18 protein-coding genes are annotated in these 21,595 nt (G+C 71.3%); 15 read left to right on the top strand and 3 right to left on the bottom strand.

Annotated elements, in window-relative coordinates; genetic code table 11:
• Positions 1-195 precede the first annotated feature (195 nt).
• From ACIQRW_RS37650 to ACIQRW_RS37670, 5 genes are all read left to right on the top strand, one after another.
• Complete coding sequence (locus tag ACIQRW_RS37650; protein ID WP_403769722.1) at positions 196-2,052, top strand: acetolactate synthase large subunit; 1,857 nt, start codon at positions 196-198, stop codon at positions 2,050-2,052.
• Positions 2,053-2,074: 22 nt separating this feature from the next.
• A complete protein-coding gene (gene ilvN / locus ACIQRW_RS37655; RefSeq protein WP_003966072.1) occupies positions 2,075-2,602 on the top strand; it encodes an acetolactate synthase small subunit in 528 nt (175 codons plus the stop codon).
• 110 nt (positions 2,603-2,712) lie between these two features.
• A complete protein-coding gene (ilvC, locus tag ACIQRW_RS37660; RefSeq protein WP_215104806.1) occupies positions 2,713-3,714 on the top strand; it encodes a ketol-acid reductoisomerase in 1,002 nt (333 codons plus the stop codon).
• 294 nt (positions 3,715-4,008) lie between these two features.
• Complete coding sequence (gene serA / locus ACIQRW_RS37665) at positions 4,009-5,601, top strand: phosphoglycerate dehydrogenase (RefSeq protein ID WP_403769725.1); 1,593 nt, start codon at positions 4,009-4,011, stop codon at positions 5,599-5,601.
• 281 nt (positions 5,602-5,882) lie between these two features.
• The gene (locus tag ACIQRW_RS37670) at positions 5,883-8,384 is read left to right on the top strand and encodes a Tox-REase-5 domain-containing protein (RefSeq protein WP_403769728.1); all 2,502 of its coding nucleotides are present in this window, start codon (positions 5,883-5,885) and stop codon (positions 8,382-8,384) included.
• Between the two features lie 164 nt (positions 8,385-8,548).
• Here the strand turns inward: ACIQRW_RS37670 and ACIQRW_RS37675 are convergent, their stop codons facing one another.
• Positions 8,549-9,163: a hypothetical protein gene (locus ACIQRW_RS37675; protein WP_403769731.1), complete on the bottom strand. Its 615-nt coding sequence runs from the start codon at positions 9,161-9,163 to the stop codon at positions 8,549-8,551.
• Positions 9,164-9,337: 174 nt separating this feature from the next.
• Between ACIQRW_RS37675 and ACIQRW_RS37680 the strand changes: the two genes are divergently transcribed.
• From ACIQRW_RS37680 to ACIQRW_RS37690, 3 genes are all read left to right on the top strand, one after another.
• Complete coding sequence (locus tag ACIQRW_RS37680; protein WP_403769734.1) at positions 9,338-10,036, top strand: hypothetical protein; 699 nt, start codon at positions 9,338-9,340, stop codon at positions 10,034-10,036.
• The gene (locus ACIQRW_RS37685; RefSeq protein WP_403769737.1) at positions 10,033-10,563 is read left to right on the top strand and encodes a hypothetical protein; all 531 of its coding nucleotides are present in this window, start codon (positions 10,033-10,035) and stop codon (positions 10,561-10,563) included. The genes ACIQRW_RS37680 and ACIQRW_RS37685 overlap by 4 nt, the downstream gene beginning before the upstream one ends.
• An 82-nt stretch (positions 10,564-10,645) precedes the next feature.
• Positions 10,646-11,428: an isoprenyl transferase gene (locus tag ACIQRW_RS37690; RefSeq protein WP_403769740.1), complete on the top strand. Its 783-nt coding sequence runs from the start codon at positions 10,646-10,648 to the stop codon at positions 11,426-11,428.
• Positions 11,429-11,482: 54 nt separating this feature from the next.
• On the opposite strand, the gene ACIQRW_RS37695 is transcribed toward ACIQRW_RS37690, so the two are convergent.
• A complete protein-coding gene (locus ACIQRW_RS37695) occupies positions 11,483-12,631 on the bottom strand; it encodes a PucR family transcriptional regulator (RefSeq protein ID WP_403769743.1) in 1,149 nt (382 codons plus the stop codon).
• A 191-nt stretch (positions 12,632-12,822) separates the two neighbouring features.
• Here ACIQRW_RS37695 and ACIQRW_RS37700 point away from each other — a divergent pair, with 191 nt between their 5' ends.
• Together ACIQRW_RS37700 and pruA are read left to right on the top strand one after the other, a co-directional pair.
• Complete coding sequence (locus ACIQRW_RS37700) at positions 12,823-13,749, top strand: proline dehydrogenase family protein (RefSeq protein WP_403769746.1); 927 nt, start codon at positions 12,823-12,825, stop codon at positions 13,747-13,749.
• 245 nt (positions 13,750-13,994) lie between these two features.
• Positions 13,995-15,626 (top strand): L-glutamate gamma-semialdehyde dehydrogenase, encoded by a 1,632-nt coding sequence (gene pruA, locus ACIQRW_RS37705; protein WP_403769749.1) that lies wholly within the window; start codon positions 13,995-13,997, stop codon positions 15,624-15,626.
• Positions 15,627-15,776: 150 nt separating this feature from the next.
• On the opposite strand, the gene ACIQRW_RS37710 is transcribed toward pruA, so the two are convergent.
• Entirely contained in the window at positions 15,777-16,487 is a 711-nt protein-coding gene (locus tag ACIQRW_RS37710; RefSeq protein ID WP_403769752.1) for a nitroreductase family protein, read from the bottom strand.
• A gap of 202 nt (positions 16,488-16,689) precedes the next feature.
• On the opposite strand from ACIQRW_RS37710, the gene ACIQRW_RS37715 reads away from it, so the two are divergent.
• The 5 genes from ACIQRW_RS37715 (at position 16,690) to ACIQRW_RS37735 (ending at position 21,440) form a co-directional block, all read left to right on the top strand.
• Entirely contained in the window at positions 16,690-17,757 is a 1,068-nt protein-coding gene (locus ACIQRW_RS37715; RefSeq protein ID WP_403769755.1) for a S1 family peptidase, read from the top strand.
• A gap of 192 nt (positions 17,758-17,949) precedes the next feature.
• On the top strand, positions 17,950-18,501 hold the full coding sequence (locus ACIQRW_RS37720; protein ID WP_403769758.1) for a GNAT family N-acetyltransferase: 552 nt from the start codon (positions 17,950-17,952) through the stop codon (positions 18,499-18,501).
• A gap of 303 nt (positions 18,502-18,804) precedes the next feature.
• Positions 18,805-18,933 carry a hypothetical protein gene (locus ACIQRW_RS37725; RefSeq protein WP_097965575.1) on the top strand — a complete coding sequence of 43 codons (129 nt, stop codon included), beginning with the start codon at positions 18,805-18,807 and terminating at the stop codon, positions 18,931-18,933.
• A 102-nt stretch (positions 18,934-19,035) separates the two neighbouring features.
• Positions 19,036-20,079, top strand: a complete 1,044-nt coding sequence (locus ACIQRW_RS37730) for a 3-isopropylmalate dehydrogenase (protein ID WP_403769761.1) — start codon at positions 19,036-19,038, stop codon at positions 20,077-20,079.
• A 257-nt stretch (positions 20,080-20,336) separates the two neighbouring features.
• Complete coding sequence (locus tag ACIQRW_RS37735; protein WP_403769764.1) at positions 20,337-21,440, top strand: branched-chain amino acid aminotransferase; 1,104 nt, start codon at positions 20,337-20,339, stop codon at positions 21,438-21,440.
• The last annotated feature ends 155 nt before the right edge of the window (positions 21,441-21,595 follow it).

Consider the following 21,595-nt stretch of genomic DNA (forward strand, 5'->3'; position numbering starts at 1 on the left):
GGGTCAATGCCATGCGCACCCGAATTCTCGTACTTGGAAAGCGCGTCGGCTGAAGCAGAGTCACTCCACGACACTCTGCGACCGCACCCGGCGCGCTCCCCTCGCTTGCCTCACGGCACGAGGGGTTTTTTGTTGCACTGACACCGCTCAAACCGCTGCAAAACACCCGCGAAAACCCTCAGCTTCGAGAAGAGAATGCCGATGACCGAGCAGGCCACCGGGGCCCACCACCCGCAGCCGCGTGCCCGTAACGGCGGACAGCCGTCCGTCACCGTTGAGCACGTCACGGGCGCGCAGTCCCTCATCCGTTCTCTCGAGGAAGTCGGCGCCGACACGGTATTCGGCATTCCCGGCGGCGCGATCCTCCCCGCCTACGACCCGATGATGGACTCCACCCGGGTCCGTCACGTCCTGGTCCGCCACGAGCAGGGCGCGGGCCACGCCGCCACCGGGTACGCGCAGGCCACCGGCAAGGTCGGCGTCTGCATGGCCACTTCGGGCCCCGGCGCCACCAACCTGGTCACCCCGATCGCCGACGCGCACATGGACTCCGTGCCGCTCGTCGCGATCACCGGCCAGGTCGCCGCCAAGGCGATCGGCACCGACGCCTTCCAGGAAGCCGACATCTGCGGCATCACGATGCCGATCACCAAGCACAACTTCCTGGTCACCAAGGCCGAGGACATCCCGCACACCATCGCCGAGGCGTTTCACATCGCCTCCACCGGCCGCCCCGGACCGGTCCTCGTCGACATCGCCAAGGACGCCCTCCAGGCGAAGACCACCTTCAGCTGGCCGCCCACCCAGGACCTGCCCGGCTACCGCCCGGTGACCAAGCCGCACGCCAAGCAGATCCGCGAGGCCGCGAAGCTGATCACCCAGGCCAAGCGCCCCGTGCTGTACGTCGGCGGCGGCGTCATGAAGGCCGGTGCCACCGCCGAGCTGAAGGTCCTCGCGGAGCTGACCGGAGCGCCCGTCACCACCACCCTGATGGCGCTCGGATCCTTCCCCGACAGCCACCCGCTGCACGTGGGAATGCCGGGCATGCACGGTGCGGTCACCGCCGTCACCGCGCTGCAGAAGGCCGACCTGATCGTCGCCCTCGGAGCCCGCTTCGACGACCGCGTCACCGGCAAGCTGGACAGCTTCGCCCCGTACGCCAAGATCGTCCACGCCGACATCGACCCGGCCGAGATCGGCAAGAACCGCACCGCCGACGTGCCGATCGTCGGCGATGCCCGCGAGGTCCTGGCCGACCTGGTCCAGGCCGTCCAGGCCGAGCACACCGAGGGCCACACCGGCGACTACACCGCGTGGTGGAAGGACCTCAACCGCTGGCGCGACACCTACCCGCTCGGCTACGACCTGCCCGAGGACGGCAGCCTCTCCCCGCAGCAGGTCATCCAGCGCATCGGCAAGCTCGCCCCCGAGGGCACGATCTTCGCGGCGGGCGTCGGCCAGCACCAGATGTGGGCCTCCCACTTCATCGACTACGAGCAGCCCGCCACCTGGCTCAACAGCGGCGGCGCCGGAACGATGGGCTACGCGGTCCCGGCCGCGATGGGCGCGAAGGCCGGCATGCCCGACCGCACGGTCTGGGCGATCGACGGCGACGGCTGCTTCCAGATGACCAACCAGGAACTGACCACCTGCGCGCTCAACAACATCCCGATCAAGGTCGCCGTCATCAACAACGGCGCGCTCGGGATGGTCCGCCAGTGGCAGACCCTCTTCTACAACCAGCGCTACTCCAACACCGTGCTGCACTCCGGCGCGGACACGGACGGCGTCCCGGCCAAGGGCACCCGCGTCCCGGACTTCGTCAAGCTGTCCGAGGCCATGGGCTGCTACGCCATCCGCTGCGAGGACCCGGCCGACCTGGACAAGGTCATCGAAGAGGCCAACTCCATCAACGACCGCCCCGTCGTGATCGACTTCATCGTCCACGAGGACGCCATGGTCTGGCCGATGGTCGCGGCGGGCACCTCCAACGACGAGGTCCAGGCCGCCCGCGGCGTCCGCCCCGACTTCGGCGACAACGAAGACGACTGAGAGACAGAGAGAGACCGACTCCATGTCCGAAAAGCACACGCTCTCCGTCCTGGTCGAGAACAAGCCCGGTGTCCTCGCCCGGATCACCGCCCTGTTCTCCCGCCGCGGCTTCAACATCGACTCGCTCGCGGTCGGTACCACCGAGCACCCCGACATCTCCCGCATCACCATCGTCGTGAATGTCGAGGGCCTGCCCCTGGAGCAGGTCACCAAGCAGCTCAACAAGCTGGTCAACGTCCTGAAGATCGTCGAACTCGAGCCCGCCGCTGCGATCCAGCGGGAGCTCGTCCTGGTGAAGGTCCGCGCCGACAGCGAGACCCGCTCCCAGATCGTCGAGATCGTCCAGCTCTTCCGCGCCAAGACCGTCGACGTCTCCCCGGAGGCCGTCACGATCGAGGCGACCGGAGGAGCCGACAAGCTGGAGGCGATGCTCAAGATGCTGGAGCAGTACGGCATCAAGGAGCTCGTCCAGTCCGGCACCATCGCCATAGGGCGCGGCGCGCGCTCGATCACCGACCGGTCCCTGCGCGCCCTCGACCGCTCCGCCTGACCGGCGGCGGGACGCGCGCCCGCGCCGCTCGCATGGCGAGACCCGATCACGCACACGACGCCCCCGCCGTACGGTGGGACGTAACACCTGCACACCAAGGAGAAGACCCAGTGGCCGAGCTGTTCTACGACGACGATGCCGACCTGTCCATCATCCAGGGCCGCAAGGTCGCGGTTCTCGGATACGGCAGCCAGGGCCACGCCCACGCGCTGTCGCTCCGTGACTCCGGCGTCGACGTCCGCGTCGGTCTGCACGAGGGCTCGAAGTCCAAGGCCAAGGCCGAGGAGCAGGGCCTGCGCGTGGTGACCCCGGCCGAGGCCGCCGCCGAGGCCGACGTGATCATGATCCTCGTCCCGGACCCGATCCAGGCCCAGGTCTACGAGGAGTCCGTCAAGGACAACCTCAAGGACGGCGACGCGCTGTTCTTCGGCCACGGCCTGAACATCCGCTTCGGCTTCATCAAGCCGCCGGCCGGCGTCGACGTCTGCATGGTCGCCCCCAAGGGCCCCGGCCACCTGGTCCGCCGCCAGTACGAGGAGGGCCGCGGCGTTCCCTGCATCGTGGCCGTCGAGCAGGACGCCTCGGGCAAGGGCCTGGAGCTCGCCCTCTCGTACGCCAAGGGCATCGGCGGCACCCGCGCCGGCGTCATCAAGACGACCTTCACCGAGGAGACCGAGACCGACCTGTTCGGTGAGCAGGCCGTCCTCTGCGGTGGCACCGCCGCCCTGGTCAAGGCCGGTTTCGAGACGCTGACCGAGGCCGGTTACCAGCCCGAGATCGCGTACTTCGAGTGCCTGCACGAGCTGAAGCTCATCGTCGACCTCATGTACGAGGGCGGCCTGGAGAAGATGCGCTGGTCCATCTCGGAGACCGCCGAGTGGGGCGACTACGTCACCGGCCCGCGCATCATCACGGCCGACACCAAGGCCGAGATGAAGAAGGTCCTCACCGAGATCCAGGACGGCACCTTCGCCAAGGCCTGGATGGCGGAGTACCACAACGGTCTGCCCAAGTACAACGAGTACAAGAAGGCCGACAGCGACCATCTGCTGGAGACCACGGGCCGTGAGCTGCGCAAGCTCATGAGCTGGGTGAACGACGAAGAGGCCTAGGCCTCGGGGGAGCGGGGCGGGTCCTTTTCGTGGACCCGCCCCGCTTCGCGGTAACCGGAGAAGCCGCTCCGTACGGGGGTACCGGAGGGGCAGTTCCGTACGGGTGTACACGACGTCCACCCTCGTGCGGGTGATCCTTCCACCGGGGCGCAGTACGAGGCGCGTCGCATGACTACACTTCTCAACAGATACACGCGTCAGGGCCCACAGTGTCGTGCGTCTTCCACGCGGCTAGCCCCTCCACCGCCTGCGGCCGTCGGGACGGCCGTCCGCACTGGACTTGTGAGGACTCACGTGAGCTCGAAACCTGTCGTACTCATCGCTGAAGAGCTGTCGCCCGCCACGGTCGACGCCCTGGGTCCGGATTTCGAGATCCGGCACTGCAACGGCGCGGACCGCGCCGAGCTTCTCCCCGCGATCGTCGACGTCGACGCCATCCTGGTGCGCTCCGCCACCAAGGTCGACGCCGAGGCCATCGCCGCCGCCAAGAAGCTCCGGGTCGTGGCCCGCGCCGGCGTCGGTCTGGACAACGTCGACGTCTCCTCGGCCACCAAGGCCGGCGTGATGGTCGTCAACGCCCCGACCTCCAACATCGTCACCGCGGCCGAGCTGGCCTGCGGTCTGCTGGTGGCCACCGCGCGGAACATCCCGCAGGCCAACACCGCGCTCAAGAACGGTGAGTGGAAGCGCTCCAAGTACACCGGGGTCGAGCTCAGCGAGAAGGTCCTCGGCGTCGTCGGCCTCGGCCGCATCGGCGTCCTGGTGGCCCAGCGCATGTCGGCCTTCGGCATGAAGATCGTCGCCTACGACCCCTACGTCCAGCCGGCCCGCGCCGCACAGATGGGCGTCAAGCTCCTCAGCCTGGACGAGCTGCTGGAGGTCGCCGACTTCATCACGGTGCACCTGCCCAAGACCCCCGAGACCCTCGGTCTCATCGGTGACGAGGCGCTGCACAAGGTGAAGCCCTCGGTGCGCATCGTCAACGCCGCGCGCGGCGGGATCGTCGACGAGGAGGCCCTGGCCTCCGCGCTGAAGGAGGGCCGCGTCGCGGGCGCCGGCCTCGATGTGTACGCGAAGGAGCCCTGCACGGACTCCCCGCTGTTCCAGTTCGACCAGGTCGTCTGCACCCCGCACCTCGGCGCCTCCACCGACGAGGCCCAGGAGAAGGCGGGCATCGCGGTCGCCAAGTCCGTCCGCCTCGCGCTGGCCGGCGAGCTGGTCCCGGACGCGGTCAACGTCCAGGGCGGCGTCATCGCCGAGGACGTACGCCCCGGCCTGCCGCTCGCCGAGAAGCTCGGCCGGATCTTCACCGCGCTCGCGGGCGAGGTCGCGGCCCGGCTCGACGTCGAGGTGTACGGCGAGATCACCCAGCACGACGTCAAGGTGCTGGAGCTCTCCGCCCTCAAGGGCGTCTTCGAGGACGTCGTCGACGAGACCGTCTCCTACGTGAACGCCCCGCTGTTCGCGCAGGAGCGCGGTGTGGAGGTCCGCCTCACCACCAGCTCCGAGTCGCCCGACCACCGCAACGTGGTCACCGTGCGCGGCACGCTCTCCGACGGCCAGGAGGTCGCGGTCTCCGGCACGCTGGCCGGCCCGAAGAACCTCCAGAAGATCGTCGCCATCGGTGAGCACGACGTCGATCTGGCGCTCGCCGACCACATGGTCGTCCTGCGCTACCAGGACCGTCCCGGTGTGGTGGGCGCGGTCGGCAAGATCCTCGGCGAGGCCGGGCTGAACATCGCGGGCATGCAGGTGTCCCGGTCCGCCGTGGGCGGCGAGGCGCTCGTCGTCCTCACCGTCGACGACACCGTCCCGCAGCCGGTGCTGACCGAGATCGCCGACGAGATCGGCGCGTCCTCGGCCCGCTCGGTGAACCTCACCGACTGACGCGGACATGTTGCTGAGCCTCACCGACTGACGCGGACACGTTGGCGAAGCTCACCGACTGACGCTCACGCACAGCCGCACGACCCCGCTCCGTACCCGGTAGCAGGCCCGCTCGTTCCGTACGAGCGGCCCCGCTGCCGGGTACGTTGCTTTTCCGCGTCCCGGTCAACCCGCCGAGGTGGGACCGGGGTTGGGTCCTGGGGCCCACGACGCGAGCGGGTCCCCGCCCCTAGGGTGACCGGTTGTCATGTCACTCATGGGCGCCGGGGGTCGGATCACGTATGTCTGCTGTCGGTGGCATACCCGTAGCGGGAGGCCCGGCTCCGGCCGTCGCCCCGCGGCGTGAACTCCCGCGCCCGCTCGTCCTGGTCCGCGTGCTGCTCCTCGTGCTGTTCGGGGCGACGGTGCTGGGGGCGATCGGCCTGTCCGGCTCGGCCCTCGCCGCGGACGCGATGGGCGCCGAGGTGCTCGGCATCCTGCTGTACGCCTCCGCCCCCGGGGTGCTCGCGGCGCTGCTGGCCCGCCAGGTCAGGACCGGCGGCGCCCGTGTGCGGTGGGGCATCGTCGCCGTACAGGGGTGGCTGATCCTCGGGGGCCTCGCCAACCTGGGGGACGGGTCGCCGGACGGGCTGACCCAGCTGGTCCTGCCGGTGCTGATCATCGTCGTGATCAACCGTGCGGGGAGCCGGGCATGGTTCCGGCTGCCGTCCGGCGAACGGGGGCAGCCGCCGAAGTTCTCGCTCCCGCACATGATCACCTGGAAGCGGGACCGGGGGCAGACCGCCCTGGAGTACCTGGGCCTGGTCCTCATCGTCGTCGCGCTGATCGCGGCCATGACCGTGGGCGGCCTCGGCGGCCGGATCACCGAGGGCCTCCAGTCCGCGATCTGCTCGCTGACCGGCAGCTCCTGCCCGGTCTCCCCGGGCGGCTCCGTCGAGGCGGGCGAACGCCCGGACGGTGGCACGGACGGCGGTACGGACGGGGGCGCCGACGGCGGTACGTCGGGGAGCGCGGACGGAGGCGCCGACGGCGGTGCGAACGGGGGCGCCGACGGCGGTTCGACGACCACGGGCGGCGTCACCGGAGGGTCCACGGACGGGGCCACCGGCGGTGACGCCACCGGCGGTACGGGAGGCACCGGCTCCACCGGAGGCCCGGGCGGCTCGGGAGGCACGGAGGGCTCGGGAGGTACCGAGGGCTCGGGCGGATCCGAGGGCTCGACCACGACCGGCGGCGGCACGGGAGGCCCCGACGACGCCGGCCGCCCCGGCACCGGCGAGGACACCTTCCCCGAGGACAACGAGGAGCCCGAGGCCGCCCACGACGTACAGGCGTCCGACGACGGTGAGGGCGAGGGAGGCGGCGAGCAGGCCGAGGAGCAGGAGGACTGCGGCGGCTGGGGCTTCTTCGGCTGCGCCTGGGACCGTACGACGCAGGTCGTCAAGGGCCTCGTGGTCGACGGGATCTGGGGCGACATCACCGGGATCATCGACCTGTTCAAGCCGGAGACCTGGTCGGGCCTGGCCGACTACGGCAAGCAGCTCGGCGACCAGTGGGTGAAGGACTCCTCGGGCGCGGGCGACAAGTGGGCGGACGGCGACTACCTGGGCGCGGTCTGGGACTGGGGCAAGGCGTCCGTCGGCACGGTGGTCACGGTCGGCGACGACGTGTTCGTCGGGGACGAGGTCCGCGAGCGCTGGAACAACGGCGAGAAGACCCGGGCCGTCACCGACGTGATCTGGAACGTCGGCTCGATCTTCATTCCCGGCTACAACGTCGGGAAGGTCGTCGGCAAGGTCGGCAAGCTCGGTGTGCTGGGCAAGGTCGCCGGAGCCGTGGCGAGGGCCGCGGACGATGCGGGGGCGGCGGCCCGCAGGGCCCGCAAGGCGGCCGAGGCCGGCGACCTCGACGGCGTACGGAAGGCGGCGAAGGAGGCCGACGACGCGGCGGACACCGCCGAGGACGCGGCCCGCCGGACCGGCTGCGCCATCGCCTCCGGCCCGCCGCGCGTGCCGTACGGCGGGGGCGGGGCCACCGGTGTCCCGGGCTCGGGCACCGGAGTGCTGGCGGGCGGCTCCCCGGCCCGGATCGTCCTCGCGAACGACGGGTGCGACGAGGCGGCCAAGGCAGCCGCCGCCCAGGCACGAGCAGCCGAGCGGGCCGCCCACCTGGAGCAGAAGAGGCTGGAGGAGCCCGAGCGGGCGCGCAAGGCCGAGGTGGACAAGAAGAAGTACCCGGAGGCGCAGCGCAACGACACCTCCGACCCGCGCAACTACAACCCGCCGTCCTGGGCCGACGACCTCAAGGACCGTACGCTCGGGGACGCCGACGCGGGCGACGGCTACTGGGCGAGCCGGGACCGCAACCCCGCGCCCAACTGGAAGAACGAGTCCTGGCTGCGCTACCAGGAGCAGGTGACCGGTACCAACCGGGGCCAGGAGTACGTCGTGCCGCATCCGCGGGAGGGCAAGCCGGCGGTGGAGTACGACGGCTGGGACTCCTCCCGGCAGACGTTCCTGGAGGCCAAGAACGGTTACGGCAGCTATCTGTCCAAGTCCGACAGCGGCACCCTCACCCCCTCGGGCAAGGACAAGTTCGTCACCGAGGCCCGCGCCCAGGTGGAGGCGTCCGGCGGCCGGAGCGTGGAGTGGCACTTCTCCGACCCGGAGGTGGCCAAGGCCGCCCGCAAGGCCTTCCGGGACGAAGGGCTGCCGGTCAAGGTGGTCCACAGCCCGACGAAGCCCAATGACAGCAGCAGGAAGCCGGGGGCGTTCGACGAGTAGGCACGTGGCCGCGGCACACGTCAGGCGCGCAGATGGCCCACGCTCTTCAGGACGCGGACCGATCGTTCGGCGGCTGTTCCTCCGATGACGCCGTGTTCCGGTCGGCGAGCGGCGAGCCGCGGTCGGCGGTCGGCGATCGGCGGTCGGCGCGGCCTGATCGGCCGTCAGTAAATGCGCGGGCCGCTGTCGGTGACCCGGACAGGCTGGTTGAAGCCGAACGGCTCCTTGCCCTTGAAGACCTCTTCGCACTTGTACGTGGTCTCGCCGAGCGGGACCAGAACCGCCTTCGGGATGTCGTTGCACAAGGCGTAGTCGAGCTGGGAGTTGTTGCCGAACATGAGGCGCGCCAGGCCGTCACGGGTGAGGACGCCCTGGCGGGGAGACGCCTCGTACTCCACCACGTTGTCCGACCAGCCCTTCTCCCCGATGGTCACGTTCCACTCCACCTCAAGGCCTTCGTAAGCGACCGTGCAGGTGGCCGTCGTGCCGGGCTTCGAGCCCAGGTCGTCCGGACACGTGCCGACGGTCTCGCCGGGTGATCCGGCCATGCCGAGGGTCTTGCCCTCCAGCTCGTATGCGACGTTCTCGGCGAAGGAGGCGTCCGTGGCCGGCGACGCGGACGGTTCGAGGTCCCGGCCGCCGGCCGGTTCCGTCACCTTCTGCGGAAGCAGGTCCCCGGCGAGCTGAGGCTTCGCGTCGTCCTGACCGCCCTCACCCCCGCACCCCGTGGCCAACAGGCACACCACCCCGACGGAGACCGTCATGATCTTTACGCGCATGCCGGTCACTCTATCGGCGGGGCAGGGCGACGGCGGCGGGCCTCCTCCCCGCCGGGCCCGCACGCACAGCCAGTGCTTTCGTCGCGCCCCCTAGTAGCCTGCACGCGTGGATCCCGGCCGCCGTCCGGCCGGGGGACCGCGCGCTGTGGGCCGGCCGACGGAGGAGAGACAGGCATGCGACGTGTAGTGCGGGGCTTCTGGGGTCCCCGGCCGGAGCCGGCGGAGGCGCTTGCCGACCGGTGGCTGCGGACCCTCGACGGGTTCGCCGAGCTGGTCCCGCAGGCGGCCGACGCCTGGAGTCAGGTCCACGGGAACGGCCCCGCCACCGCGTTCACCCCCGACGGGGACGTCCTGCTCGGCGCGGTACGCACCGCCCAGAGCGCGGCCGACTGGTCGGACCTCACGGGCACCGGGCTGCGGCTCGTCGGCACCGGGGCACCCGGCTGGGAGGCGGAGGTCAGCGGACTGGCCGGCGGGGCGCCGGAGTTCCTGCTCCAGTCGCTCGCGATCATCCTGCACGCCCCGGACGAGGCCGTGGTCCCCGAGGAGGCGCTCCTGTCGCTCGTCGCCCGGGTGTGGGAACCGGACTTCGGCGACGTGAGCGACGACGACGTGCTGGACGCGCTGGAGGACGACGCCGGCTACTCCGTCGGCGACCCGGTCGTCGGCCGGACCGGCTATCTCTCCCCGGCCCGCGCCGCCCTCGTCCCCGCAGGCCTGGAGGTGGTCCGTGAACCCCTGCCCGGCGGCGGGGAGTTGCTGAGCATCGCGGCCCCGGGCGACAGCGCGGGCGTGGTGCGGGTGTACCAGCGGCTGCGTGAGGCGGGGGCGTTGGCTCCGCTGCCCCGCCCGATGGACCGAGCTGTCCTGTGACCTCCCGGGCGGGCGAGGACTTCGACGCGGAGCGCGCGGCGGCGGAGGTGACCGGACTCCTCGCCGCCCCCGTACCGGCGACCGGCCCCACCGCCGCCGAGGGCGACCCGGTCACCGGTGAGTGGACGGTCACCGTCGGGGAGGGCTTCCGGATCGTGCCGCTCTGGGAGGGCCCCTCCCTCACCGGTGTGTACGCCCCCGAGTGGAACGGTGCCGTGGAGGCCGCCGAGGGCCATCTGGCTGTGCTGGCAAGGGCGTTGGGCGACCGCTGGGGCCCGCACCGGCCGGTGCGGCTGCATGTGGCGCTGCTGCGGCGGGAGGCCGGGGCGTCCGTGGAGCCGTTGTTCGAGGCGCTGTTCGCCGAGGATCTGTACGGAGACCTGGTGGTCTGGGGGCCCCTCGCCCCCGACGGCCGGTGGATCGCCCTGACCGTGGGGCACAGCGACGGCGACGCGCCGCTGGTGCTGGCCGCCCTGGTCAGCGACCGTCCGATCACCGAACCGGCCGACGGGGACAGCCCGTTGTGAGGACCGGCCGGAACACGCCGGAGGCGTCCGGGGCCGACGGCGGGGTCCTCCGGCACGGGCGGTCCTGTGATGGAGTGGGTCCATGAAGCTGCTTCCCCTGTTCCTCCGACGGCCGATCGAAGCGGTGTACGAGCGCCGGCTCGCCGCCACCCTGGTGGGCCTGCCGCGTCCCCAGCACGTCGGGATCATGGTCGACGGCAACCGGCGCTGGGCCCGGAAGGCCGGGCACACGGACGTCCGGGAGGGCTACCGGGCGGGCGGTGCCAAGGTCACCACGTTCCTGGGCTGGTGCACGGCCGCCGGGATCGAGCACGTGACCCTCTTCATGCTCTCCGACGACAACCTGGGCCGCCCCGCCGAAGAGCTCGGCCCGCTGATCGAGGTCATCGAGGAGACCGTCCGGGACATTACCGCCGAGGGCCGCGACTGGGAGGTCCGGGCGATCGGCTCGCTCGACACGCTGCCCGGCGCCAGCGCCCGGGTGTTCAAGGAGGCCACCGCCGCCACGGCCGGGCGCGGCGGCCTCAAGGTGGACGTGGCGGTCGGCTACGGCGGCCGGCGCGAGATCGTCGACGCCGTCAAGAGCGCGTTCGAGGAGCACATCGCGGCCGGCGGCGACCCGGCCGAACTGGTCGCCCGGTTCGGGATCGACGACATCTCCCGCCACCTCTACTCGCCCGTCGCCGACCACACCGACTTCATCATCCGCACCTCCGGGGAGCAGCGGCTGTCCGGCTTCCTCCTCTGGCAGTCCGCCTACGCCGAGATGCACTGGGTGGACTGCTACTGGCCGGCCTTCCGGCACGTGGACTTCCTGCGCGCCCTGCGCTCGTACGCGAACCGGGAACGCCGCTTCGGCAAGTGACGGGCCCGCCGGGCGCCCCCTTGTGGCCGGGCCCGCGGAGTACGCCGAGCACGCCTACAGCCGGGCCCGCTTCACCGCCATGTGCAGCAGCAGCCGGTCCTCGCCGTCGTTCAGGTCGAGGCCGGTGATCTGCTGGATCCGGGAGAGCCGGTAGTACAGCGTCTGGCGGTGGATGCCCAGCGCGGCGGCCGTCCGGCCCGCCTGGCCCGCGCAGTCCAGGAACACCTCGGCGGTGTGCGCCAGCTCCCGGTGCGGCGAGGTCAGCAGCGGGGCGACCACCGGGTCCCCGGGGGCGTCGCCGGTGCCCGGGAGGGCGGTCAGCAGACGGTACGGGCCGATCGCCGCCCATCGGGCGACCGGGCCGAGGCGGGTCTCGGCCCGTGCCGCGCGGGCCGCCGCCGTGGCCTCCCGCCAGGAGACCGTCAGCTCGTCCAGGCCCCGGCGCGGCGTGGCGATCCCCCCGGTGGCGGCCGGGCCGGCATCGGTGCGCAGCCGGTCCGCGGCGCTCAGGGCCGGGTCGAGGCGGTCCGGCGCGCGCAGCCGGACGAGCGCGGCCAGCGACAGCGGCCCGGCTCCCCCCGGCGCGGCGACCGTCGCCAGGGCGGCCGCCGAGCCCACCCCCCGTACCGAGGGCGTCTCGTCCGCCCACGGGGTCACGCAGACCACCGTGTGCAGCCCCTCCGCGTCCGGCCCCAGGGCCTCGCCCAGCGCGGCGACGGCGGTGTCGCGCTGCCGGCCGGGGCCCGCCGTGAGCACCGCGCCGAACTCCCGCGACAGGTCGGCGCCCGCCCGCGCCTCGTCGGAGAGCAGCGCCCCGATCCGGGCGGCGACCTCCATCGCGGCGGCCAGCTGCTCGTCGGTCGGGCCGGGGTCGGCGTCGAGGAGCCAGACGTAACCGAGAACGACACCCCGATGGCGTACGGGAAGGCAGATGCGGTCCCGGAACACCCCTGCCTCGGGGGCGGCGGGAATCCGGACGGGCCCGGTCGCCCGGGTGATGCCGAACCCCTCGAACCAGGCGCGCACGGCGGGTGTGGAGCGCCGGGTCAGGATCGAGCGGGTGCGGACCGGGTCCATCGCGGAGTCGTCGTCGCTGTCGTGGGCTCCGAAGGCGACCAGGCCGAAATCCCGGTTCTCCAGGGTGGCCGGGGCGTCGAGGAGGGCCGAGATCTCGTCGACCAGTTCCTGGTAATCGCCTGTCACTCCGCCATTCTGCACCCCTTCCCGCCCTTCTTCAGACAGATGTCTGAGATGGCGGCCACGGATGCGTGACAGGTGTCGATGGCACAGCCTGCACGGGGTACCTAGATTTCACAGTGGTTATCCGTGCCGTACCGGTCCGTTCACGTTCGTGCCGTTACGGCCCTTCGTCCGTATATTCGTGGAGGTGCCCCGTGCTGGGTCCCGTGATTCTCGCCGCATCGCGCAGCGACAAGATGCGCCGGTTCGTCTCGGCCGCGCCCGGCACCAAGCAGGTCGTCGACCGCTTCATCGCCGGGGAGACCGTCGACCAGGTCGTGCCGATCGTGGAGGACGCCGCGGACAAGGGCCTGGAGGTCACGCTCGACGTCGTCGGCGAGGACATCACCACCCCCGCGCAGGCCGAGGCCGCCCGCGACGCGTACCTGGAGCTCATCGAGCGCCTGAAGGACCTCGGCCTGGGGACCCGCGCCGAGATGTCCGTGAAGCTGTCCATGTTCGGCCAGGCGCTGGAGAACGGCCACGAGCTGGCCCTCGCCAACGTGCGCCCGGTCGTCGAGGCGGCGGCTGCCATCGGCACCACGGTCACGCTGGACGCCGAGGACCACACCACCCTCGACTCGATGTTCGCCATCCACGAGGAGCTCCGGAAGGACTTCCCGGAGACCGGCTGCGTCATCCAGTCCTACCTGTTCCGCACCGAGGACGACGCCCGCAGGCTCGCCGCCGCGGGCAGCCGCGTACGCATCGTGAAGGGCGCCTACAAGGAGCCCGCCTCCGTCGCGTACCAGGACAAGGCCGAGATCGACAAGGCGTACGTCCGCATCACCCGGATCCTGATGGAGGGCGAGGGCTACCCGATGATCGGGTCCCACGATCCCCGTCTCATCGCCATCGCCCAGGAGCTGGGCCGCCAGGCCGGGCGCAAACTGGATGAGTACGAGTTCCAGATGCTGTACGGCATCCGCAGCGACGAGCACGTCCGGCTCGCGGCCGAGGGCCACCGGATGCGCGTCTACACGGCGTACGGCACCGACTGGTACGGATACTTCATGCGCCGCCTCGCGGAGAAGCCGGCCAACCTGCTGTTCTTCGGCCGCTCGATCCTCACCAAGGGCTGAGCGCCTGTCGGGTGACCTCTGACCGGGCGGCCACGCCCTGGCACGCACGCTTCCGGCGTTGCCGAAATAACCTAGTAGCTCCGCTACGAGGACATTCCGGCGCCTTGGAATCGCACGCACCATGCCGCGTCCGCTTTCCGGTCGAAGGTCACCCGACAGGCACTGAGCGCCCGGCCCCGACCCGGGGCTGAACCGGCCACGGCCGACCCACCCACCCCCGCCGACACCAAGGAGACAAGGCAACCATGGACGCCGTCACCCAGGTCCCCGCGCCGGTCAACGAGCCGGTTCACTCCTACGCCCCGGGCTCCCCGGAGCGCGCCCGCCTGGAGGTGAAGCTCAAGGAGCTCGCCGACAACCCGATCGACCTGCCGATGACCATCGGCGGCGAGAAGCGGATGGGCGGCGGCGAGCGGGTGAACGTCGTACAGCCGCACAACCACCAGGCCGTCATCGGCACCTTCGCCGGCGCCACCGAGCAGGACGCCCAGGACGCCATCGACGCGGCCCTCGCCGCCGCTCCGGCCTGGCGCGCCATGGCCTTCGACGACCGCGCGGCGATCATCCTGCGCGCCGCGGAGCTGCTGGCCGGCCCCTGGCGCGAGACGCTGGCCGCCTCCACCATGCTCGGCCAGTCCAAGACCGCCCAGCAGGCCGAGATCGACACCCCCTGCGAGCTCATCGACTTCTGGCGCTTCAACGTGCACTACGCGCGCCAGATCCTCGCCGAGCAGCCCCCGGCGAACTCCCCGGGCGTGTGGAACCGCATGGACCACCGCCCGCTGGAGGGCTTCGTCTACGCGATCACGCCGTTCAACTTCACGGCCATCGCGGGCAACCTCCCCACCGCCCCCGCCCTCATGGGCAACGTCGTGGTGTGGAAGCCGTCCCCGACCCAGACCCACGCCGCCGTGCTGCTGATGCAGCTCCTGGAGGAGGCCGGGCTGCCCAAGGGCGTCATCAACCTGGTCACCGGCGACGGCATCGCCGTCTCCGAGGTGGCGCTGAACCACCGCGACCTGGCCGGCATCCACTTCACCGGCTCGACCCCCACCTTCCAGCACCTGTGGAAGACGGTCGGCAACAACATCGCCAAGTACCGCACCTACCCGCGGCTCGTCGGCGAGACCGGCGGCAAGGACTTCGTCGTCGCGCACCCCAGCGCCGACCGCGCCGTCCTGAAGACCGCGCTGACCCGCGGCTCCTTCGAGTTCCAGGGCCAGAAGTGCTCGGCGTCCTCGCGGGCGTACGTGCCGGCCTCCATCTGGAACTCCGGTTTCAAGGAGGAGTTCGCGGCCGAGGTCGACTCGATCACGATGGGTGACGTCACCGACCTGACGAACTTCATCGGAGCCGTCATCGACGAGCGCTCGTTCGCCAAGAACAAGGCCGCGATCGACCGTGCGAAGTCCGACCCGGCGTGCACCATCGTCGCGGGCGGCACCTACGACGACTCGGTGGGCTACTTCGTCCGCCCGACGGTCATCGAGTGCTCCGACGCCGAGAGCGAGGTCTTCACGACCGAGTACTTCGGCCCGATCCTCGCGATCCACGTCTACGAGGACGAGAAGTACGACGCCATGCTGGAGCAGATGGAGTCGGTCTCCGACTACGCACTGACCGGCTCGGTCATCTCGGGCGACCGTGCGGCCGCCGCGTACACGATGGACAAGCTCCGCTACGCCGCGGGCAACTTCTACATCAACGACAAGTCGACCGGCGCCGTCGTCGGCCAGCAGCCCTTCGGCGGCGGCCGTGCCTCCGGCACCTGCGACAAGGCGGGCGCCCCGCAGAACCTCCAGCGCTGGACCCTGACCCGGGCCATCAAGGAGACGCTGGTCCCGCCGACCGACTACACCTACCCCCACCAGGGCTGACGCCCCCGGGGCGCCGCAGCACGGCGCCCCGGACCCGGGGTCTCCCGGCGACGGAAGACCCTCACAGAGCACCGCCCCCCGACCGGCCCCCCTGCCGGCCGGGGGGCGGTTTCCATGTGTACGGGGGTGGCCCCGTTGTGAGGCGGGCTCTCAGATCTCCACCAGCACCTGGTCCAGCGACTTGCGCACCAGGTCGGGGACCTCGCAGTCGTCGGCGGGATAGCCGACGGGGATCACCGCGAACGCCTTCTCGTTCTCGGGCCGGTTCAGGACCTCGCCGAGGAAGCGCATCGGGCTCGGGGTGTGGATCAGCGCGGCGAGACCGGACAGGTGCAGGGCGGTGAGCAGCATGCCCACCGCGATCCCGACCGACTCGTCCCCGTAGTAGTGCTTGCGCTTCGTGCCGTCCTCGCCCAGCCAGTAGCGCTGCTGGAACACCACGATCAGGGCGGGCGCGTCCGTCATATGGGCCTTCACCGCGTCCGTGCCCAGCGGGCGCAGCGCCGCCAGCCACTCCTCGCCGAGCCGCCCGTCGTAGCTCACCTTCTCCTCGTGCTCGGCGGCCTCCCGGATCCGGCGGCGGACCTCGGGGTCCTTGACCAGGGCGAAGGTCCACGGCTGCTGGTGCGCGCCGGAGGGGGCGGTGGCCGCGCACGCGATGGCGTCGCGCACCACCTGCTCGGGGACCGGGTCGGGGGAGAAGGCGCGGACGGTCCTGCGCTCGTCCATGCGCTCCCGCAGCCGGGCGGCGCGGGCGAGCGACTCCTTGGGGGCGATCCGCTCGGGGCGGTAGGGCGCGGGACGGTACGGGTCGCCATGGATGGGCGACCACTGCCGGGGCGTGGGCGTCGTGTCGGACATGGCCGCAGTGTGCGCGGTGGGGGAGGCCCGGGGGAAGCGGGGCTTCGGACAGGCGCGGGACCGGTCCCGGTCAGTGTCCGCTGACCGGGACCGGCTGTCCGTCCTCCGGCGCCCCGGGCACGCGGTCTTGTGGACTAGGTAATGAGCATGTCAAATTCCTTCTCGGTACGTCCCCACACGTCACCCCAGAAGGAGCTCCCCCATGAGACGCAACTCCCGCGCGCGCCTCGGCGTTTCCCTGCTGCTCGTCGCCGGCGCCCTCGGACTCGGAGCCGCCCCCTCCACCGCCGCCGACACCCCGGCGCCCGCCCCCTCGGCGATCCCCGCCCCGTCCGCGTACGCGCTCGACGCCGCCGTCGAACGGCAGCTCGGGGCCGCCACCGCCGGCACCTACCTCGACGCGAAGACCGGGAACCTGGTCGTCACCGTCACCACCGACCGGGCCGAGGAGCAGGCCCGCGCCGCCGGGGCCACCGTCCGCCGGGTGGCCCGCAGCGCCGCCCAGCTGGACGCCGTGATGGAGACCCTGGAGGCCGAGGCCAAGATCACCGGCACCTCCTGGGGCGTCGACCCGCGCACCAACCGGGTCGCCGTCGAGGCCGACTCCTCCGTCTCCGCACGGGACATGGCCCGCCTCGAAGCCGTCGCGGAACGGCTCGACGGCGCGGTCGACATCAAGCGCGTACCGGGGGTCTTCCACCGCGAGGTGCTGGGCGGCGGAGCGATCTACGGCGGCGGCAGCCGCTGCTCGGCGGCCTTCAACGTCACCAAGGGCGGGGCCCGCTACTTCGTGACCGCCGGACACTGCACCAACATCTCCGCCAACTGGTCGGCCAGCTCCGGCGGTTCGGTCGTCGGTGTCCGGGAGGGCACCAGCTTCCCGACCAACGACTACGGCATCGTCCGCTACACAAACGGTTCGTCGCCCGCCGGGACCGTCGACCTCTACAACGGCTCCACCCAGGACATCTCCTCCGCCGCCAACGCCGTCGTCGGCCAGGCGATCAAGAAGAGCGGATCCACGACGAAGGTGACCTCCGGCACTGTCACCGCCGTCAACGTCACCGTCAACTACGGCGACGGGCCCGTCTACAACATGGTCCGCACCACCGCCTGCTCGGCCGGCGGCGACAGCGGCGGCGCGCACTTCGCCGGCTCCGTCGCCCTCGGCATCCACTCCGGCAGCTCCGGCTGCTCGGGCACCGCGGGCTCGGCCATCCACCAGCCGGTCACCGAGGCGCTCTCCGCGTACGGCGTGACGGTGTACTGAGCCGCCACCGCCACCGCTGGCCTCACCGCACCGGCGCCGCTGGCCTCACCGCACCGCCGCCGCTGGCCTCACCGCACCGGCGCTGCCTGACCCCGCCCGCCCGGACCCCGCGCACCCCCGGTCCGGGCGGGCCTGTGCGCGGCGGCGATATTCGGTGTCACGCGGGTCGGGGCGGCTGGCAGGCTTGAGGCCATGGACCGCTCTCCCGCACCGCGCATCGCCCACACCCATGAGCTCACCGCCGTTGAACGGGACCGGATCCGCGAGCTGCTCGACACCGCCTTCGACGGCAATTTCAGCGACGAGGACTGGGAGCACTCCCTCGGCGGCGTCCACGCCCTGCTGTGCGACGCGGACGACCGCCCGATCGCCCACGGCAGCGTCGTCCAGCGCCGGGTTCTGCACGCGGACCGTTCCTACCGAGCCGGATACGTCGAAGCCGTCGCCGTCCGCGCCGACCACCGCCGCGAAGGCCTCGGCCACCGCGTGATGGCCGCCCTGGAGCACGTCGTCGACACGGCCTACGACTTCGGGGCCCTGTCCGCCTCCGACGCCGGCGCCGCGCTCTACGCCGCGCGCGGCTGGCAGGTGTGGCCCGGCAGACTCGCCGCCCTCGGCCCGGCCGGCCCCGTCCCGCTGCCCGAGGAGGAGGGCACCACCTACGTCCGACCGGCGGCCGGACGCCCCCTGCCCGAGCCCGGCCACCCGCTCCAGTTCGACTGGCGGGAGGGCGACCTGCTGTGAGCAGGTGACCCTTCCGGCCCGATGACCTGCTCCGATCAGATGACCGTCTCAGATAGTAGGAAGTCCGAGTAACTGTGGAGACAGGACGGCCCGACTGTCCTAACTTGGTAGGAGCCGAACGATTCGCTCGATCGAGCGACTGTGGCGGTTGTGGGTGCACGCCCCGAAGCAGGTAACCCCCTGCGGCGTACGCTCCCCGCTCCTTCCGGCACCTCGAAATCCGATCCCGGCCCGGCCTCGGCGCCGCACCGCGCTGTGCGGCCCGCCCCCGGCATCCCTGCGATCTCAAGGAGTCGATCCATCATGGCCACCACCACTGCCCGTCGCGTCCGTCACGCTCCCCGCCAGTCCGAGTCGGACCGCAAGAACGCCGCCGCCGCTCTCCAGCGCGCCCTGGACCGCCGCGACAACGGCGGCTCGACCGGCCACTGAGCCGCCCGCGTACCACTCGACCCCACCCCGAACACCCTTGTGCCCCGTCCGTATGGTGGACGCCGGATGTCATGGGGTGGGACGCACCGTTAGGCTTCCGGCATGTCTCGCAGCATCGATCTCGCAGTGATCCCCGGTGACGGAATCGGCCAGGAAGTCGTGGCCCAGGGCCTCAAGGTCCTCAACGCTGTCCTCCCGCAGGATGTGAAGCTGGAGACCAAGGAGTACGACCTCGGCGCCCAGCGCTGGCACCGCACCGGCGACACCCTCCCGGACGCGGAGCTGGAAGCCCTCAAGAACCACGACGCCATCCTCCTCGGCGCGATCGGTGACCCGTCCGTGCCGTCCGGCGTCCTGGAGCGCGGGCTGCTGCTGAAGCTGCGTTTCGCGTTCGACCACTTCATCAACCTGCGGCCCTCCAAGCTCTTCCCGAACACCGCGACCCCGCTCGCCGGCCGCCCCGACATCGACTTCGTCGTCGTCCGCGAGGGCACCGAGGGCCCGTACACCGGCAACGGCGGCTCGCTGCGCACCGGCACCCCCGCCGAGGTCGCCACCGAGGTCAGCCTCAACACGGCGTACGGCGTCGAGCGCGTGGTCCGGGACGCCTTCGAGCGTGCGGCGGCCCGCCCCCGCAAGAAGCTGACGCTGGTCCACAAGAACAACGTCCTCGTCTACGCCGGTCACCTGTGGAAGAACACCTTCGACCGGGTCGCCGCCGAGTATCCGCAGGTCAGCACCGACTATCTGCACGTCGACGCCGCGACGATCTTCTTCGTCACCCAGCCGGAGCGCTTCGACGTCATCGTCACCGACAACCTCTTCGGCGACATCCTGACCGACCTCGCCGCCGCCGTCTCCGGCGGTATCGGCCTGGCCGCCTCCGGCAACATCAACCCGACGGGCGCGTTCCCGTCGATGTTCGAGCCGGTCCACGGCTCCGCCCCCGACATCGCGGGGCAGGGCAAGGCCGACCCGACCGCCACGGTCCTCTCCGTCGCCCTCCTGCTGCGCCACCTCGGCTACGAGACCGAGGCCGCGCGCATCGAGGACGCCGTCTCCGCCGACCTCGCGGAGCGCGACGGATCGGGTGCGCGTACGACCGACGAGATCGGCGACGCCCTCGCGGTACGCGTAGCGGGCTGACCCGACGACTCCACTTCGAAGCCGCCGGGTCGCACTCAGCGCCCGGCGGCTTCACCTGTGCGGCCCCCGGGTGCCACCATCGACCCCTGGACCGCATTCACACCATTTCGTGCACGGCCCCCCGCAAGTGATAATCGAACGCGGGGCCGTGGCTCGCGGTGAAGCTCGGACGTCCTAGGACCTGACCGAAAAGCGTCGGGCACGAACAGGCGTGAGCGCGGTCCATCACACACAAGACCGGTGAAGGACACGCACTCATGACGACGCCCACGATCGAGCTCAAGCCCTCCTCGAACCCGCTGTCCGACGCGGAGCGCGAGGCGATCCTGGCCAACCCCGGATTCGGCCGGCACTTCACCGATCACATGGTGACCATCCGCTGGACCGAGGGCCGGGGCTGGCACGACGCCCAGCTGGTCCCCTACGGCCCGCTGTCGATGGACCCGGCCAACATGACCCTGCACTACGCGCAGGAGATCTTCGAGGGCCTCAAGGCCTACCGCCAGCCCGACGGCACGGTCGCCTCCTTCCGCCCCGACGCCAACGCCCGCCGCTTCCAGCGCTCGGCCGCGCGCCTGGCCATGCCCGAGCTGCCCGTCGAGACGTTCATCGAGGCGTGCGACGCGCTGGTGCAGCAGGACAAGGCGTGGGTCCCGGCCCACGGCGGCGAGGACTCCCTCTACCTGCGCCCCTTCATGATCGCCACCGAGGTCGGCCTCGGCGTGAAGCCGGCCAACGAGTACCTCTTCCTGGTCATCGCCTCGCCCGCCGGCGCCTACTTCCCCGGCGGTGTGAAGCCGGTCTCCATCTGGCTCTCGGAGAACCGCGTCCGCGCCGTCCCCGGCGGCATGGGCGACGCCAAGACCGGCGGCAACTACGCCGCCTCCCTGCTCGCCCAGGCCGAGGCCGCCGCACATGGCTGCGCCCAGGTCGCCTACCTCGACGCGGTCGAGCACAAGTGGGTCGAGGAGCTCGGCGGCATGAACCTCTACTTCGTGTACGCCCAGGAGGACGGCTCGAAGAAGATCGTCACCCCGACCCTCACGGGCTCGCTGCTCGCCGGCGTCACCCGCGACTCCCTCCTCAAGGTCGCCCGCGACCTCGGTTACGGCTCCGAGGAGGGCCGGATCTCCATCGACCAGTGGCGCGACGACACCGCCAAGGGCACCCTCGTCGAGGTCTTCGCCTGCGGCACGGCCGCCGTCATCACCCCCGTCGGCCTGGTGAAGTCCGAGGGCGGCGAGTGGACCCAGAGCGACGGCGAGCCCGGCGAGGTCACCATGAAGCTCCGGGACCGTCTTCTCGACATCCAGCGCGGTGTCGTCGAGGACACCCACGGCTGGATGCACCCGCTCGGCTAGGGAGTGTCCGCAAAGTATCGTCGTCCGCCCCGTGGGCCAGACGAGACTTTGCGGACACGACCTAGGTGTATTGATCACGAGCGTTGTTAACGCCGATCGGGCTTGATCATGGCGAAGACCTCCGGTGTGGTGGAGGTGTCTAGGCTCCACACCAC

This window comes from Streptomyces sp. NPDC091287, assembly GCF_044768525.1.
Lineage (GTDB): Bacteria > Actinomycetota > Actinomycetes > Streptomycetales > Streptomycetaceae > Streptomyces.